14 protein-coding genes and 1 tRNA gene are annotated in these 17,627 nt (G+C 55.9%); 12 read left to right on the plus strand and 3 right to left on the minus strand.

The features are described from left to right. Nucleotides 1–17: 17 nt before the first annotated feature. A complete protein-coding gene (locus AAC086_RS06790; protein ID WP_339776861.1) occupies nucleotides 18–1,553 on the minus strand; it encodes an aldehyde dehydrogenase family protein in 1,536 nt (511 codons plus the stop codon). After that, nucleotides 1,550–2,449 (minus strand): NAD(P)-dependent oxidoreductase, encoded by a 900-nt coding sequence (locus tag AAC086_RS06795; protein ID WP_339776864.1) that lies wholly within the window; start codon nucleotides 2,447–2,449, stop codon nucleotides 1,550–1,552. The genes AAC086_RS06790 and AAC086_RS06795 overlap by 4 nt, the downstream gene beginning before the upstream one ends. Nucleotides 2,450–2,698: 249 nt before the next feature. On the opposite strand from AAC086_RS06795, the gene AAC086_RS06800 reads away from it, so the two are divergent. The 12 genes from AAC086_RS06800 to AAC086_RS06855 all read left to right on the plus strand — a co-directional run bounded on the left by AAC086_RS06800 (nucleotide 2,699) and on the right by AAC086_RS06855 (nucleotide 16,540). Further along, nucleotides 2,699–3,628: a LysR family transcriptional regulator gene (locus tag AAC086_RS06800; RefSeq protein ID WP_339776866.1), complete on the plus strand. Its 930-nt coding sequence runs from the start codon at nucleotides 2,699–2,701 to the stop codon at nucleotides 3,626–3,628. Nucleotides 3,629–3,865: 237 nt separating this feature from the next. After that, entirely contained in the window at nucleotides 3,866–4,696 is an 831-nt protein-coding gene (locus AAC086_RS06805; protein WP_339776868.1) for a DUF3100 domain-containing protein, read from the plus strand. 2 nt (nucleotides 4,697–4,698) lie between these two features. Beyond that, the gene (locus AAC086_RS06810; RefSeq protein WP_339776871.1) at nucleotides 4,699–5,187 is read left to right on the plus strand and encodes a hypothetical protein; all 489 of its coding nucleotides are present in this window, start codon (nucleotides 4,699–4,701) and stop codon (nucleotides 5,185–5,187) included. A gap of 102 nt (nucleotides 5,188–5,289) precedes the next feature. After that, on the plus strand, nucleotides 5,290–6,474 hold the full coding sequence (locus AAC086_RS06815; RefSeq protein ID WP_339776873.1) for a M20 aminoacylase family protein: 1,185 nt from the start codon (nucleotides 5,290–5,292) through the stop codon (nucleotides 6,472–6,474). Nucleotides 6,475–6,553: 79 nt separating this feature from the next. Then, nucleotides 6,554–7,177 (plus strand): DJ-1/PfpI family protein, encoded by a 624-nt coding sequence (locus tag AAC086_RS06820; protein WP_339776876.1) that lies wholly within the window; start codon nucleotides 6,554–6,556, stop codon nucleotides 7,175–7,177. A 241-nt stretch (nucleotides 7,178–7,418) separates the two neighbouring features. Next, nucleotides 7,419–9,134, plus strand: coding sequence for a tetratricopeptide repeat protein (locus tag AAC086_RS06825; protein WP_339776879.1), 1,716 nt, complete (start codon nucleotides 7,419–7,421; stop codon nucleotides 9,132–9,134). 26 nt (nucleotides 9,135–9,160) lie between these two features. Next, nucleotides 9,161–10,060 carry a 4-(cytidine 5'-diphospho)-2-C-methyl-D-erythritol kinase gene (locus tag AAC086_RS06830; RefSeq protein ID WP_339776880.1) on the plus strand — a complete coding sequence of 300 codons (900 nt, stop codon included), beginning with the start codon at nucleotides 9,161–9,163 and terminating at the stop codon, nucleotides 10,058–10,060. A 125-nt stretch (nucleotides 10,061–10,185) separates the two neighbouring features. Next, nucleotides 10,186–10,260: transfer RNA gene (locus tag AAC086_RS06835), tRNA-Gln, on the plus strand. A gap of 244 nt (nucleotides 10,261–10,504) precedes the next feature. Then, complete coding sequence (locus AAC086_RS06840; protein ID WP_339776883.1) at nucleotides 10,505–11,956, plus strand: class I SAM-dependent DNA methyltransferase; 1,452 nt, start codon at nucleotides 10,505–10,507, stop codon at nucleotides 11,954–11,956. Continuing rightward, nucleotides 11,956–13,083, plus strand: a complete 1,128-nt coding sequence (locus AAC086_RS06845; protein ID WP_339776886.1) for a restriction endonuclease subunit S — start codon at nucleotides 11,956–11,958, stop codon at nucleotides 13,081–13,083. The genes AAC086_RS06840 and AAC086_RS06845 overlap by 1 nt, the downstream gene beginning before the upstream one ends. Next, nucleotides 13,080–15,497 carry a DEAD/DEAH box helicase family protein gene (locus AAC086_RS06850; RefSeq protein ID WP_339776889.1) on the plus strand — a complete coding sequence of 806 codons (2,418 nt, stop codon included), beginning with the start codon at nucleotides 13,080–13,082 and terminating at the stop codon, nucleotides 15,495–15,497. Before AAC086_RS06845 ends, AAC086_RS06850 begins: the two co-directional genes overlap by 4 nt. Before the next feature lie 41 nt (nucleotides 15,498–15,538). Beyond that, nucleotides 15,539–16,540, plus strand: a complete 1,002-nt coding sequence (locus AAC086_RS06855) for a restriction endonuclease (protein ID WP_339776891.1) — start codon at nucleotides 15,539–15,541, stop codon at nucleotides 16,538–16,540. A gap of 157 nt (nucleotides 16,541–16,697) precedes the next feature. On the opposite strand, the gene AAC086_RS06860 is transcribed toward AAC086_RS06855, so the two are convergent. Continuing rightward, the gene (locus AAC086_RS06860; RefSeq protein ID WP_339776894.1) at nucleotides 16,698–17,510 is read right to left on the minus strand and encodes a hypothetical protein; all 813 of its coding nucleotides are present in this window, start codon (nucleotides 17,508–17,510) and stop codon (nucleotides 16,698–16,700) included. Nucleotides 17,511–17,627: the final 117 nt, after the last annotated feature.

Here is a 17,627-nt window from a genome sequence, read left to right on the forward strand (position 1 = left end):
CTGGATCAGCAGCCTTCCTATTCGGGCGCATATCCAAATGCGGCAGGCGGATTGGCCGCCGTTTCAGTCCAGATGCTTTTGGGTTGCATATATTCCATCAAACCTTCCTTGCCGCTGGAACGGCCATAGCCGCTTGCGCCAAATCCGCCAAAGGGGGACATGACATTGATCGTCTTGTAACTGTTAATCCAGAATGTGCCCGCCCGTACATTGGCGGCAACCCGGTGGGCACGATCAACCGACTGTGTCCATACCGCCCCGGCCAGGCCAAACTTGCTGTCATTGGCGATTGCCACCGCCTCGGCCTCATCCTCAAACGGGATCACGGCAACCACCGGGCCAAAAATTTCCTCACGGGCAATTTTCATATCATTGCGCACATTGCTCAAAATGGTCGGCCGCAGAAAATACCCGGTTTCGCAAGCGGCCCCTTCCGGGCGCGCGCCCCCGGCCAGCAATTGCGCCCCTTCATTTTTGCCATCCGCCACCAGGCGGCACACGGTCTGATATTGGGCCTCATTATTGATCGGGCCGATCTGGGTGGCGCTATCCATCGGATCACCGACCGGAATGCGGTTGGCGCCATCCACCAGCATATCCAGGAATTGCTCCATCACATGTCGCTGCACCAAAAGACGCGATCCCGCGACACAGCTTTGCCCTGCCCCGCTAAAAATTGCCGCCTGCGCGCCCAGCACGGCCCGTTTCAAATCGGCATCGCCAAACACGATATTGGCCGATTTTCCGCCCAGTTCCAGCACACAGGGCACAATGTTCTGTGCGGCCTGACCGGCGATAATCGCCCCGGTGCGCGGGGAGCCGACAAACACCACCTTGCGCGTTGCCACATGCGTGGTGGCCGCAACCCCGGTTGTGGTGCCAAGGCCGGTCAGAACCGTTATCACGCCATCGGGCAGCCCGGCCTTTTTGGACAAAACCCCCAATGCCAGCGACGTTAGCGGCGTCATTTCAGACGGCTTTAAAACCGCCGCATTACCGGTACAAAGGGCCGGGGCCAGTTGCCAGCCCGCCGTAAAGATTGGGGCGTTCCAGGGCGTAATCTGGGTCACCACACCATAGGGTTCATGGCGGGTATAGTTCAAATGGCTGGTGGGCACCGGGATCACATCGCCATGCAGCTTATCGGCCCAACCAGCGTAATATTCAAACATCTCGGCAACTTTAAGCACCTCGACCCTGGTATCGCGGATCGGCTTGCCCGCCGTCATGGTTTCGAGCAATGCCAAATCATCAAGATGGTCGCGCACCTGCTGGCCGATCCGCCACAGGATGCGGCCACGTTCCGCCGCCGTCATCCCCCACCAGACCTTCTGCCCGGCAACAGCCGCCGTCATCGCCGCATCCACCACCTCGGCCCCGGCATCGCGAATGCTTAAAAACGCCTTGCCGGTAGCAGGGTCAATCAGCTCGAACGCATCGCCATGACCGGGCATCATCGCCCCATTCACCCAGCTGCCAATCTCATCGGCCGCGAAAAACGCGCGCATTGCCCTGGCATAGTCACGCGGCATCAATTTGGTTTCCTGGCTCATGCTTTTTCTCCTTCCCGGGTGGGGTCACATTCGGTAATCCGGTTAAAATCGGCATCATCGGCAAGAAGCCCGGCGCTGGCTGCCCAAATTTTTCCGGCCAGTTCCGATACCGGCAGCGTCACGTCCTTTTGCTGTGCCAGGGTCATGGCCAGGCGCACATCCTTGCGCATCAGCCCCATTGTAAAGCCGCTGTCAAAGGCGCCATTCATCACCCATTTTGGATAATTCACCTCGCTGATTGCGCTGCGTCCCGACCCGGCATTCAGCGCCGCAATCAGGTTTTCGGTGCTGACCCCGGCGGCATTGCCAAGGCGCATCGCCTCGCGCATGGTCAAAAGATGGCTTGCCACCAACAGGTTATTAACGATCTTGACCGCATGGCCCGCCCCGACCGGGCCGACATGGGTAATCCTGCCCCCCAGCGAATTCAAAACCGGCATGGCGCGTGCCACATCGGCCTCGCCCCCGCCCACCATCATGGTCAGGGTGCCGCTATTGGCCCCCGCCGGGCCACCACTGACCGGCGCATCGATCAGGATATGCCCCTGCAGGCGCAATACCGCGTCAATTTCGCGGGTCACATCGGGCTCGGATGTCGTGGTGTCGATCACCAGGCGCGGGTCAAGGTCGCACGCACCAAGGCCGCCATCACCGGTCAATACCGTGCGCACATGATTTGCGGTGGGCAAGGACAGAATAATGGTCTGGCAGGCGGCAAACAGGTCGTTCAGACCAGCCACAATCGTCACCCCCGCGGCGGCTGCCCTGGCCTGGCTCTCCGCCGCCACATCAAACCCGACCACGGAAAAACCGTCCCGCAACAGGGTGCGGGCCATGCCCAGCCCCATATTGCCAAGACCAACAACCCCGATGGGGCCTGTTTCTGAATTGCTCACGATATTTGCCTCTTTGCTCCTGGATGGCAGGGTTCGTTCGGTAAAGGCACACGCCTTGCCGTCACGGCCCGACCGGGTCCGATGTGATTTTTTGATTTTGCCCGCAAACTTTCCGGTGGTTGTCATGCGAACTCAAGATCAATTGCCGGAACATATTGTTGCCGAAACAGCAACAGATATGGTCTGATTACGGGATCAGCCCGGCCCCTCGTTCCTCGCCACCGCAACCCGTTCAGTCAGGCCCCCGCCATGAAGATCGACGATAAACCGCTACGCTATTTTCTGGCCGTATTCGAAGCCGGATCGATCCGTTCCGCAGCCGAAAACCTGCGCATTGCCCCATCGGCCATCAGCCGCCAGGTGGCATCCCTTGAGACCCATCTTGAAACGCTGCTGATGGAACGCACCAAACGCGGCATCATTTTTACGGAATCGGGCCATATGGTTGCCGCCCATGCCCGGCGGCGCTTTGAAATGGACGAGGCCTTTGCCGTGGATCTGGCCGCCGCGCGCGGCGCAATTACCGGCACCGTGCGCATTGCCACCGGCGAAGGGTTTGTCGTTGATCTGGTCAATCACGTTGTGCGCCCCCTGCGCGACGAATTTCCCGATATTCGCCTGGAAATCGATGTCGCCGGGACCGAAAAAATGACCCACGGCATCCTGCGCGATGATTATGACATGGGGCTTGTGTTCAACCCGCCGCGCAACCCCGACCTGGAACTTTTGGCCGAAGACCACGCCCCGTTATGCGCGCTTGTGCCGCCGGGCTTTGAACTGGCCCAAAAACAAAGCTGTGTGCTGGCCGATACCCTGAACCAGCCGCTTGCCCTGCTCAACCCGCATTTCGGGGTTGCCAAACTGCTGGCCAATGTCGATCAGGGCAACCGCCTGGCGCGCGATGCCTTTATGACAGTCGATTCGATCAATGTTGCCATTCATTTTGTGCTGTCGGGGGGTGGCATAACCTTTCTTCCCGCCTTTGCCGTATCGCGACAATTACGCAGGGGCGAAGTGGTGGCCGTGCCCCTGACCAACCCCTGTCTGGCGCGGGTGCCATCGCACCTTCTGGTGCGCAAGGGACGGCCAAAAACCGCAGCAGTGCGGGCGGTTACCCATATGATCTGCGACCGGATGGAGGCATTTGGTGCAGCGAGCTATCCCGACGAACAGTCATAATCCCGAAAGGTGTTGCCGTTTTGGCAACAAAGCCATCCCAAAATGGCACTTGCCCCGCCCCGGTCGAGTTTTCATTCTCGGTCAAAATCTCCGGTGCAGAAAATGGCAAAAATATGAAATCTGCCGCTGCCCGGGGATCTGCGATCAGGGCCCTAACAAGGGATAATGCAAAATATACGGCCCCTTAAAACGCCGATTGATTTTGCATCAAACATACCACGTCAAGGAGACCGGGAAATGAACGCGCTTCGGGGACAGTTGGCGCTTTGGCGGCTTCATCTTGCCGTTATCGTGATCGGCGCCATCGCCGAAATGATCGGCATTCGGAAAATTCCGTTGGGGGTAGGGGCAATTTTGCTGCTGCCGCTGCTCTACGCCTTTATCATGGCGGCGGTGATGAACCCCAATCTTGTGCCGAAATTCGGCAAAATCATCCGCCAGAAAGAAGTCCAGGCCGCCTCACCGCTGATCGTGATTGCGATCATGCCGTTTATCGCCAAATTCGGCACCACCATCGGCCCGGCAATCAATACCATTATCGCGGCAGGCCCGGCCCTGATATTGCAGGAACTGGGCAATCTGGGCACCATCGTTCTGGCGTTTCCGCTGGCGGTTTGGGGCCTGAAAATGGGCCGCGAGGCCATTGGCGCAACCTTTTCAATCGCACGTGAACCCAACCTTGCCATCATCGCCGACCGTTACACCTTAAAAAGCCCCGAGGGCACCGGTGTGATGGGCGTTTATGTGATCGGCACCCTGTTTGGCACCTTTATTTTTGCCATTCTGGCATCGCTGTTTGCCAGTGCCAACCTGTTCGATCCGCGCGCACTTGCCATGGCGTGCGGCATTGGCAGCGGGTCGATGATGGCGGCCTGCACCGGGGCGCTAACCGAAGTCATCCCGTCGATGAAAGATGAAATCCTGGCGCTGGCCGGGGCCAGCAACCTTTTGACCTATGCCACCGGGCTTTATGCCGGTTTGTTCCTTGCCTTACCGATTGTTGAAAAACTCTATGACGCGACGGCAGGCAAAAAAGACCTCGCCGCTGCCAGCAAGAAGGAGGGCTGATCATGTCCGAGAGTGCCGTTGCAACCAAGTCGACCCGCTCGAAAATCAATCTGGTTGATCATGCCGTAACCCTGATCATTGTCTGCCTTGTCGGGCTGGTAATGAATACGGTGGGGCCGAAAATTCCGCTGGCGGATGGCTTTATGGGCATGGTGGTGATTTATCTGATCACGCTGGTCGGCCTCGCACTCACCCGCTTTGCGCCTTTCTACCTGCCCAGTGTCGCCTGGATTTCGCTGGTCGGTATTGTCGCAACCCTGCCCTGGACTCCGGGGTCGGAATGGGTTGTCGCACAGGCCAAATCGGTCAATTTTCTGGCCCTTGCCACACCCGCGCTGGCCTATGCCGGTTTTGCAATTGCCAAAAAGGAAATTGAAGTTGCCAAACATTCCGGCTGGAAACTGGTCCTGGTGGCCTGCTTTGTGTTTCTGGGCACCTATGCCGGTTCGGTTCTGGTGGCCGAACTGATCTTGCGCCTGCAAGGCGTCTGATCGGGCATCGCTGCTTGCAAACTTTATGAACGGGGGCGATCATGCCCCCGTTTAACCATCCGTATTGCCGCATCCCCGTTTAATCCCGCAAAGAGTAAGCAGATGACAGTTTCCAAACCCGCCCTTCATCCGCGTGCCACCGACCTTGCTGATGAATTCACCGCCTGGCGCCATCATTTGCATGCACACCCTGAAACCGCCTTTGACGAAAAACAAACCAGCGCCTTTGTCGCGCAAAAGCTTAAATCCTTCGGGCTGGATGTGAAAACCGGCATTGCCAGAACCGGCGTTGTTGCCACCCTGCAGGGCACAGGCGGGGCTGGCAAACGCATTGGCCTGCGGGCGGATATGGATGCGCTGGACATTCACGAAACCACCAATCTGCCCTATGCCTCGAAACATCCGGGCAAAATGCACGCCTGTGGCCATGACGGCCATATGACCATGTTGTTAGGTGCCGCCAAAATCCTGGCCGAAAACCCCGATTTTACCGGCACGGTCGATTTCATTTTCCAGCCTGCCGAAGAAAATGAAGGCGGCGGACGGGAAATGGTGGAAGAAGGCCTGTTTGACAGCCACCCGGTCGATGCCATCTATGGGATGCACAACTGGCCCGGTCGCGATGTCGGCACAATGGCAATGCAGGCAGGCCCGATGATGGCAAGCTACGATGTTTTTGAAATCAATATTGATGGCCGGGGCTGCCATGCCGCCATGCCGCATCTCGGCCGCGACCCGATCACGGCGGCGGGCCAGGTGCTTTTGGCCCTGCAAACCATTCCGGCGCGCAATGTCAACCCGCTGCAAAGTGCGGTGATTTCACCAACCCAGATATTTGCGGGCGACACCTGGAATGTCATCCCCGATACGGCCACCATTCGCGGCACAGTTCGCACCTTTGCCGCAGCGGTGCAAGATATGATCGAAGAACGGTTAAAAACCGTGGCCGATGCCACCGCACGCGCCTTTGATTGCAGCGCCCGGGTCATGTATCAGCGCCGTTATCCCGCCACCATCAACAGCGAAGCCGAAACCGCCATCGCCTTTGATGCCGCCGCACGGGTGGTTGGCACCGATCATATCGACGCCAGCCCCGAACCGTCGATGGCCAGCGAGGATTTCGCCTTTATGCTCAATGTCAAACCGGGCAGTTATGTCTGGCTGGGCAACGGGCCGACCGATGGCAACTGCCTTTTGCATAATGCCGCCTATGATTTCAACGATGCCGCCATCCCCTATGGGGTCAGCTATTGGGTGTCGCTGGTCAAACAGTCCCTTGTGGCGTGATTTTGCGTATTTTTCTTGTCTAGGTCGCCATCTGCGCGTTCAATAGCCGCCCTTTTTAATTAGTCTGGCGGAATGTGTGATGAAAATTGCGATTGTGACACTGGATGGATTTAACGAAATCGACAGCTTTGTCGCCCTGTCCATTCTGAGCCGGGTCAAGGTTGATGGCTGGTCGGTGCAGATTACCGCACCGGAAAAATCTGTCACATCGATGAATGGTGTTGAAATCAAAGCCCGGCAAAAGCTGTCATTTGCCAACGAGGCCGATGTTGTGCTGTTTGGCAGCGGCACACATACCCGCGACCATATTGATAACGCCGACCTGATCGCTCAGTTCGCGCTGGACCCCGCCCGTCAGTTGATCGGCGCGCAATGTTCGGGGGCCTTGTTTTTACATAGGCTGGGCTTTTTGCCCGCCACGGCTGCCACCGATGCCAAAACCCGCCCGCTTTTGGCCGCCACCGGCTGCCTGATCGAAGATAAACCACTGATCGCGCAGGGAAATATTGTCACCGCTGGCGGCTGCCTTTCATCGCAATATCTGGCTGGCTGGGTGATTGCCCGCGCCCTTGGCCTTGACCATGCGCTGGCTATTCTTGAACATGTCGCGCCAAGCGGGCAAAAATCATCTTTTGTCAAAACCGCTGCCGATATTATAAAACCGCAACTCAACGTGCCCAGCCAACCGGCCCTGTATTGCTAAATTGCCAAGCCCGCGTATCACCCAACTCGCGCCCTGTTGTCGCCCGCCATCGCCCCCTGTCGGGCCTGTGGCACAGCATGATCGCGGTGATGTGATGAAATGGCACGCCCGAACCGGGCAAATGCTTTGCCTTATATTGGCCGAATAGGTAGGGTATCGAAATGCTCTCGAACGGATTGCACATGCCGTTTGACCAATACGGTTTTACACCGCGACCAAAAACGAAACGCAGGGAAAATTCTTGAAGCGCAATCTGTTACATCTTCTGGTCCCGGTAACGGCCCTTGCCCTTTCTGCCTGTGGCACAGTCGGTCAAAATACCCTTAACCAGCCCTTCGATTATCCGCAAAGCGACGGTTTCGCTGGCAATTATCTGGCGGGTAAAGTTGCGCAAAGCAACAATGCCACATCGCAGGCCGCGCAATATTTGCTGCGCGCCCAGCAACTGGACCCCAAAAACGACGATCTGCGCCGCCGGGCCTTTTTGGCCCTGATTTCCGATGGCCGCATTTCCGATACCCAAACCATCGCCCGGCAACTGTTGCTTGACCATCCACAGGACCTGTTTGCCGTGCTGGCCGTGGCGGATGCCGATATTCGCAACAAAGATTACGAAGCCGCCCTTAAAACGGTAAACACCCTGCCTGATCGCGGCTTGAATTCGCTGATCCGCCCGCTGGCGCGCGCATGGCTGTTTACCGCCCTGGACCGCAAGGCCGATGCGCTGGCTGCCCTTGATCATTTGCAGGGCAATGGCACGCTGGCCCCGCTGTCAGAATATCATCGCGGGTTGATCCTGGATTATTTCGGCGATCTGAACGGGGCCGAACGCGCCCTTGCCAGCGCCTATGGCGACCCCGCCGATGCGCCCCTGCGCGCCGCCGAGGCACTGGGTGCAATTTACGAACGCAAGGGCCAAACCCAAAAGGCCGAACTGCTGTATCAAAGCTATATTGATCGCCATCCGCAATCCCTTGCCATGCCCTATCATCTTGAACGGCTGAAAAAGGGCGAACCGCCGATCAGCACTGCCCTGACCCCGGCATCGGGGCTGGCCGAGGGATATCTTGATATCGCGACCCTGCTCAGTCAGGAAAACGCTGTTGAACCGGCCCTGTTAATGGCGCGTTATTCGTTATCCTTGCGCCCCGGCGATGCCGTGACCAAATTGCTGGTCGGCGAAGTTATGGAAATTCAAAAACGCTGGCCCGCAGCGATTGCGATTTATCAGTCCATCCCCGAAAATTCTCCGCACAGCTGGAATGCCCGCCTGCGCGAGGCCTCCAGCCTGACCGAAATTGACAAAAACGACGACGCCATCGCCATTTTGCGCAAAATGGTCAATGAACGCAGCGATCGCGCCGATGCGCTGATCCAGTTAGGTGATGTTTTACGCACGACCAAAAAATTCGGCCCCTCGGCCCAGGCCTATAGCGACGCGATTGACCGTTTGGGCGGCGCGCAAAATGTCGGCTGGCGGTTGCTGTATCGGCGCGGCATCGCCTATGAACAGGATGGCCAGTGGCCCAAGGCCGAAAAGGACTTCCTTCTTGCCCTCGAAATGGAACCCGACCAGCCCTATATCATGAATTATCTTGGTTATAGCTGGGTCGATATGGGCATGAATTTCGACAAGGCGCAGGCCATGCTCAAACGCGCCGTCGAACTCAAACCCGATGACGGTTTTATCGTCGATAGTCTGGGCTGGGTTTATTACAAGCTGGGCCATTACGACGCTGCGGTTAAGGAACTTGAACATGCGGTATCGCTGATCCCCGATGATCCGACGGTGAACGATCATCTCGGCGATGCCTATTACCAGATCGGCCGCCACCACGAGGCCGAATTTCAATGGCGACGGGCGCTGTCGTTTGAGCCCAAACCGGCATTGCGCAAAGACGTGATGGAAAAGCTGAACGGTAAAAAACCGGCCACCGGCACGGTTGCTACCCACTAATTAACCCGTAAAAATGGGCAGGGGTCATGGAAACCCAGTTGATCGAACCGGCACAGGCCAAGATTAACCTTTTCCTGCATGTGACGGGCAAGCGCGAGGATGGCTATCATACCCTTGATAGCCTGGTGTGTTTTGCCGATATCGGCGACACCCTGCGCGCGCGCCTGCGCGATGACGCCATATTAACACTGGCAATCACCGGGCCCATGGCCGATGCCCTTGATGAGGGCCCCCCCCGGGACAACCTTGTAATGCGGGCCGCCACCCTGTTGCAGGAAAAATACCACGTCACCCGGGGTGCCGAACTGATTTTGGAAAAAAACCTGCCCGTGGCATCGGGCATTGGCGGGGGTTCTGCCGATGCGGCGGCGGCCTTGCGGGTTTTATGCAAATTATGGCGGCTTGATGTGCCCGCCACCGACCTTGCCGACATCGCCCTGATGCTAGGTGCGGATGTGCCGGTCTGCCTAACCGGCGGCACGGTATTAATGCAGGGCATTGGCGAACAGCTTACCCCGCTGGCCCCGCTGCCCGGTTTTTCGCTGGTGCTGGCCAACCCGGGCAAGGCCGTATCAACCCCGGCCATCTTCAATGCCCGCGACGGCGACTTTACCGAAGCCAACCTGTGGCCCACCACCAGTGGCTTTGGCGATGTTACCTCCCTTGCCGATGCCCTGCGCGATTGCCGCAATGATTTAACCCTGCCCGCCATCACCCTGCTGCCCGAAATTTGCGATGTGCTTGATGCCCTGGCCCGCGCCGATGGCTGCTTGCTAGCCCGCATGTCGGGCAGCGGGGCCACCTGCTTTGGCCTCTATCCCGATGCCGACCTGGCCGATACGGCCGCCGCCGCCATTGCCGAGGCCAACCCCGACTGGTGGGTGCAATCTTGCAAATTTGCCGGCAGCCCCGTCTTGCAACCATAATCCGCTGCGCGCAACTGCCTGAAAGCGCACAAAAAACAAAAAAATGTTGCTGTGACAAAAAAGGATCAAAATAGAGGGTTGCACTTGGCGAAATAGGGCGCTATTTTCCGCGCCACACACGCTGATGGGGCGTGGCCAAGTGGTAAGGCATCGGTTTTTGGTATCGTGTACCGTAGGTTCGAATCCTACCGCCCCAGCCAAGACAAACCCCTTTGAGGTTCGCCCTTGAAGGGGTTTTCTTTTGCCCGAAATACGGCGCGCCCCGCCTTTGCCCCAACCACACTCCGGCGATAAAAACGGCGTTTTCACCGCCATATGCCCCTACAGGCTGTATTATGCTGGCAACACCATGCCGGGTTTGGCACTATCACATCGGGCCTGTTGGCACCCGTCAACGCGCCTTGCAGCATCCAATCAACAAACCATAAAAAGACTGTCGCCTTCATGTTTGAACAAACCTTTAAACGCCTTGATGATGTCCTGTGGAAAGAAGCAGGCTGCACCACCGAACTGGACTATACCGAGCAATCATCCTGGATGCTGTTTTTAAAATATCTTGACGACCATGAACGCGACCGCCAGCAAATTGCCGAACTGGAAGGGCGGCATTACAGCTTTTTAATTGATCGCAAATATCGCTGGAACACATGGGCCGCCCCCAAGGATGAAAATGGCGCGTTTGACCATAACCATGCCCTGACCGGCGATGATTTGATTGAATTTGTCGATAAAAAGCTGTTCCCCTATCTGGCCGGGTTCAAACAGCGCGCCGACAGCCCCGATACCATCGAATATAAAATCGGCGAGATTTTTGGCGAGATCAGAAACCGTTTTCGCAGCGGCTATAGCCTGCGCGACGCGCTGGAACTGGTCGATGAACTGCAATTCCGCTCCCAGCGCGAAAAACACGAAATGTCCGCGCTGTATGAAGAAAAAATCCAGCGCATGGGCAATGCCGGGCGCAATGGTGGCGAATATTACACCCCGCGCCCGCTGATCCGCGCCATGATCCGCGTGGTAGCCCCCAAAATTGGCGAACGCATTTATGACGGGGCGGCAGGCTCCGCAGGCTTTTTGTGCGAAGCCCACGATTATTTACGCACAGATAATCTTAGCACCAGCGACCTGAATACCCTGCAACGCCATACCTTTGTCGGCAAAGAAAAAAAGTCGCTGGCCTATGTGATTGCCATCATGAATATGATCCTGCATGGCATTGATGCGCCCAACATCATTCATACCAATACCCTGACCGAAAAAATCAGCGATATTCAAAACAAGGACCGTTACGAGGTCATCCTCGCCAATCCGCCCTTTGGCGGCAAGGAACGCCCGGAAATCCAGCAGAACTTCCCGATTAAAACCGGCGAAACCGCCTTTTTGTTCCTGCAACATTTCATCCGCTCGCTGAAACCCGGCGGGCGCGCGGCGATTGTGATTAAAAACACCTTTCTCAGCAACTCCGACAATGCGGCAAAATCCCTGCGCAAGGAACTGCTGGAAAAATGTGATTTGCATACGGTGCTGGATTGCCCGGCAGGCACCTTTCAGGGGGCCGGGGTTAAAACCGTGGTGCTGTTTTTCACCCGGGGCACGCCAACGCAAAAAATCTGGTATTATCACCTCGACCCGGGCCGCAGCCTGGGTAAAACCACGGCCCTTAAAGACGATGATTTTGCCGAATTTGTCACCCTTCAGGAAGCCAAGGCCGACAGTGCCAAATCCTGGAGCGTGAATATCAGCGACCTTGCCCCGGAAAGCTGTGACCTCTCGGTCAAAAACCCCACCAAAACCGACGACGCCCCCTTGCGCGATCCCGAAGAAATACTGGCCGAAATCGCGGCACTCGATGCGGAGAGTGCGGACATTCTCGCCACTATTCGGGGGATATTGTGATGTGGGGAAAACTAGCTTTAAACGAGGTAACAACAATCATCAATGGCGGTACTCCAAAGAGCGGAGTAGCCAACTATTGGAACGGCTCTGTTCCCTGGATAACCCCTAAAGACATGGGCTCGACAAATTCCGTAGAAGTCACAAAAACATCCAGAACCATTAGCGAACAAGGATTACAAAAATCTTCCGCAAAACTTGTTCCTGAAAATTCAGTGATATTATCAACGCGTGCCCCAATCGGACACCTAGTCATAAATAAAGTACCAATGGCCTTTAACCAAGGGTGCCGCGGCCTGTGTCCTCACCCCAAACTCGATACAAAGTTCTTGTTTTATTTCCTCAAAGCAAATGTAAAATTACTAGATAACCTTGGAACTGGCACGACTTTCAAAGAATTGTCCAAATCCGCTTTGGCTGCCATAGAAATTCCCCTCCCCCCTCTCTCCGAACAAAAACGCATTGTCGCCATTCTGGACGAAGCGTTTGAGGGGATCGACGCGGCCATTGCCAACACCCAGGCCAACCTCGCCGCTGCCCGTGAATTATTTGAGGGATATCTCAGTCGAGTTTTTAATGATCTAAATGAAACATCTGAAGAAACAATCATTGGTGATCAATTAGTCCTTCAGCGTGGGTTTGACATCACAAAAAAACAACAACGCCCTGGGACCATTCCAGTTGTATCGAGTGGTGGCATTAAGAGCTACCATGATACAGCAATGGTAAACGGCCCCGGAGTAGTAATAGGAAGAAAAGGGTCTTTAGGTACCGTACACTTTGTTGAAGGTCCTTATTGGCCCCATGACACCACTCTATGGGTTAAAGATTTTAAAGGAAATATCCCCAAAATAATATATTACTTCTTTAGATCATTAGATGTTTCGGGACTTGACAGTGGAGCCGCAAACCCTGCCCTGAATAGAAACGCGGTCCACCCAATAAGAACGCGCTGGCCTAAGCTTGCACACCAACACACTTTATTAAATAACATTGAGCGGATAGACAAAGATACTGAGCGCCTCGAAACCCTCTACCAACAAAAACTCACCGCCCTGCATGAACTCAAACAATCGATCCTTGCCAAAGCCTTTCGGGGTGAACTGACACAAAACGAGGTTGCCGCATGAATGAAGCCGAAACCCGCGCGGAACTGATTGACCCGGCCCTGAAAGCAGCAGGCTGGGGGCAGGTGGAACATAGCCGCGTGGGGCGGGAATTTCAGATCAGCATTGGCCGCCTGATGGCGGGCGGGCAGCGATCACGCCGCGATATTGCCGATTATGTGCTGTTTTATCGTGGCAGGATGCTGGCCGTGATCGAGGCCAAGCGCCGCGACCTGCCCGATACCGAAGGGCTGGCCCAGGCCAAGGCTTATGGCGCGAAATTGCAGGTGCGTTTTGCCTATGCCACCAACGGGCGGCGCATTTACCAGATAGACCGGGAAACCGGGGCGGAAACCTATATTGAGGCCTATCCCACCCCCGATCAGTTATGGGATATGTGCTTTGCCACCACCAACGAATGGCACAGCCGGTTTGGTGCCATTCCGTTCGAGGATAAAAGCGGATCGTGGCAGGCGCGCTATTATCAGGAACTGGCGATCAGCCGCACGCTGGACGCCATTGCCGAGGGGCGCGAGCGCATTTTGCTGACCCTGGCAACGGGGACGGGCAAAACCTGCATTGCCTTTCAAATTGCCTGGAAACTGTTTCACAGCCGCTGGAACCTGTCGCGCACGCCGGTGCGCCGCCCGCGCATTCTGTTTTTGGCGGACCGCAATATTTTGGCCAATCAGGCCTTTAACGATTTTTCCGCCTTTGCCGACGATGCCCTGGTGCGGATTTCGCCCAACGCCATTCAAAAAAATGGCCGGGTGCCCAAAAATGGCAGCGTGTTTTTTACCATTTTCCAAACCTTTATGAGTGGCACGGATGAGGCGGGCAATCCCGCCCCCAATTATGGCGATTACCCGCCGGACTTTTTTGATTTGATCATTATCGACGAATGCCACCGGGGCGGGGCCAATGACGAAAGCACATGGCGGCAAATTCTGGAATATTTTGCCCCTGCCGTGCAACTGGGCTTAACCGCAACGCCCAAACGCACCGTCAATGCCGATACCTATGCCTATTTTGGCGACCCGGTTTACACCTACAGCCTGGTTGAGGGCATTAATGATGGCTATTTAACCCCGTTTCGTGTGCGGCAAATTACCACCACGCTGGATGAATATGTTTATACCCCCGACGATGATGTGATTGAAGGGGGTGAAAACCTGAAGGAAAACCATCGCTACCGCGAGGGGGATTTTAACCGCATCATCGAGATCGAGGCGCGCGAAGCCTACCGCGTTAAGGTGTTTATGCACGCCATTGACCAGCGGCAAAAAACCATTGTGTTTTGCGCCAATCAGGACCACGCGCTGGCGGTGCGCAACCTGGTCAACCGCATGAAACACAGCACCCACCCCGATTATTGCGTGCGCGTGACCGCCAATGATGGCGAACGGGGCGAGCAATATCTGGAAACATTCCAGATGAATGACGAGGATATTCCCACCATTCTGACCACCTCGAAAAAGCTTTCGACCGGGGTGGATGCGCGCAATGTGCGCAATATCGTTTTGATGCGCCCGATCAAATCCATGATCGAGTTCAAACAGATCATTGGCCGGGGCACGCGGCTTTATGAAGATAAAAACTATTTCACGATTTACGATTTCGTGAAGGCTTATGAACATTTTAACGACCCGGACTGGGACGGCGAACCAATGGACCCGCCCGAACCCATTCCGCTGCCGCCCGAAGACGAAGGTGACGGCGAAGGCGGCCCGACACCGGAACCGGACGAACCGGAAGGACCAGAGGGAACAGATGGACCAGACGGGCCTGAAAACCCCGAAAATCCCGGCGGAACGGTGGGCGGCGGCGAAGGGCCGTTGCCCGAACCGCCCCCGCAACCAAGCAGCAAAATCCGCATTCGTTTGGCCGATGGCAAGGAACGCAAGATCCAGCATATTGCGGGTACCCTGTTTTATGGCCCCGATGGCAAGGTGATGTCGCCAACACAGTTTATCGAAAGCCTGTTTGGCACCTTTCCCGAGCTGTTCCACGACGAAGACCAACTGCGCACATTATGGAGCCAGCCCGATACCCGTGCCGCCCTGTTAAACGGGCTGACCGAGCGCGGCTTTGGCCCGGCAGAGCTGGCCGAAATCAAAAAACTGATTGATGCCGAAAACAGCGACCTGTTTGATGTGCTGTCCTATGTTGCCTATACCAAGGCCCCACTATCGCGCCACGAACGGGTGGAAAGCCACAAGGCCACGATTTTAAGCGACCATGACGAAAAGTTGCAGGCGTTTCTGGATTTTGTCCTGGCGCAATATGTGCGCGACGGCGAACAGGAGCTTGATAACGACAAGCTGCCGACCCTGTTAAAGGCCAAATATTACAGTATTTCCGACGGGGCAGAGGCTTTGGGGGGCATTGCCCGCATTCGCGCGGCATTTTTGGAATCCCAGCGCCGCCTTTATGAATAAATCAGCCGATACATCGAAAAACACGGGGGATGAAGATCACCATGAGCCAGACACTCTGGGGCATCCATATGGCCAGCGAACACGGCACGGCACCTGTTGATAAAGCCTATATCACCATTGGCTGGCCCAATATGGGGGATCTGGCAAAACTGCCCGGCACGCGCGAGGCCTTTAAGGAAAAGTTCCGTCAGGAAGATAAAACGGCAAAAACCGGGGCCGTTCCGGTGCAGGCCGGGGTTCTTTTTCGTTTTGCCAATGATATGCAGGTCGGCGATCTGGTGGCGTATCCATCCAAAACCGACCGCATGATCCATATTGGCAAAGTCGCCAGTGGCTATGACTATCGGCCCGATGTCTCAGCTGATTTTCCGCACCGGCGTTATGTGCAATGGCTCAAACATGTGTCGCGATCCGAATTTTCGCAATCTGCCCTGCACGAGATTGGTTCGGCCATTACCCTGTTTACCATCACCAATAACGCAGACGAATTTTTGGCCGCCCTTGCGGGCGAAGCCACCGGCGCGGATGATGTTGACGATGAAAGCGTCGAGGAAGTTTCAAGCCAGGTGGAGGAATCGACCGAGGATTTCATCATCAAACGCCTGAAATCAAAACTGAGCCCCTACGAGTTCGAGAAATTTGTTGCCCATTTGCTGACCCGCATGGGGTTTTATGCCCGTGTAACCTCGCGCTCCGGCGACGGCGGCATTGACATTATCGCCCATAAGGACGAGTTGGGGTTCGAGCCGCCGATCATCAAGGTGCAATGCAAACAAACCCTTGAAACCGTGGGGCGGCCCAAGGTGCAAGAACTGCACGGCGCAATCGAGCACGGTGAACACGGCCTGTTTGTCACCCTCGGGGCCTATTCCAGCGAGGCAAGAACCTTTGAGCGCGCAAAGCCAAACCTGCGCCTGATCGACGGGTCCGCTCTGGTGGATATGATCTTTAACCATTATGACCGCTTTGAGCCGCGCTATCAGATGCTGTTGCCGCTTAAACGCACCTATATCCCCGGCCCCGCCATCAGCACCGCAGACTGAAAGCCGTTAAAGCCACATCACCAATGCGCCACAACACCAACAGCCCATGCCTTTGCAAAGGCATGGGCTGTTGGTGTTGCGTGTGATGTAAACCTTACCTGCGGGTTTTATCCATCCGGATTTTTAAAACAGGGAAAGCAACACAGAATCCGGAATATCAAACAGGTGCCTGGACAGGAGCGGGCGCAGGCGCGGGCGCTTTTTCAAGTTTATTAACAATCTCGTTCACCACCTGTCCGCCGCCCATCGGACCAGAGGTAAAGCCGGTGACGATATTGGGCGGGTCATATTCGCGGTGTTGTTTTTTAAGGGTGCTGTTTTTGGCGCCAAAGCTGAAGCGCAGGCCAACCGTGGCAAAACCACCGTTTTCATTGCCCGCCCCCACATCGCCAAACAGCGACAGGGAACTGTCATCCATCGGCCGCCATTCCGCACCAACATACATGGCACGGTAATCGCTATAACCTGATGCCCCGCCAGTTAAAAACAGGTCGTCATTCAGGTAATAGCCCAGTTCCAGGCTGCCATAGCCCGTGGACCGCGAGAACCCGTTCTGAACCCCCAGCGAGGAGGAAACGGTATAATCATTGAGATAAAGTTCGGTTTCCGCACCATTGCGCCACAGATCGCGGCCATCAATGCGGATCCACATGCTGGCAAGACCGGCAAAATAGGCGTCCGGGTCACGGGTAAAGAAATGCCCGGCAACGCCGCCGCTATGGGCAGACGGGGTTTTGCTAAGTGCTGTGTCAAGCTGCACGCCAAAGGAATGCGCCACAGGAATGCTGACCGTGCCACCAATCGCCGCCGCACTTTCCCGCCCGACAGAACCGCCCTGAATGTCCATTTTGCCATTCACACCGGCAATGGCGGGCTTGCTTTCCTGCGCAAACGCCTGAGACGAAACCGCCAGTGAACTCATCACAAGAACAGAAGGCAGTATTAATTTTCGCAATCCGCGTGACCCCATTTCAACCCCTAATACTATACCAATATCATAAAAACTATACTTATCTCGGGCATGCGCATCTGTTTGTCAACGGTTCGTCCAAAATATCTCATCTTTGTATCTGCGCTGCATTGCCGA

This window comes from uncultured Thalassospira sp. (assembly GCF_963976115.1).
In the GTDB taxonomy this organism is placed as follows: Bacteria; Pseudomonadota; Alphaproteobacteria; order Rhodospirillales; family Thalassospiraceae; genus Thalassospira.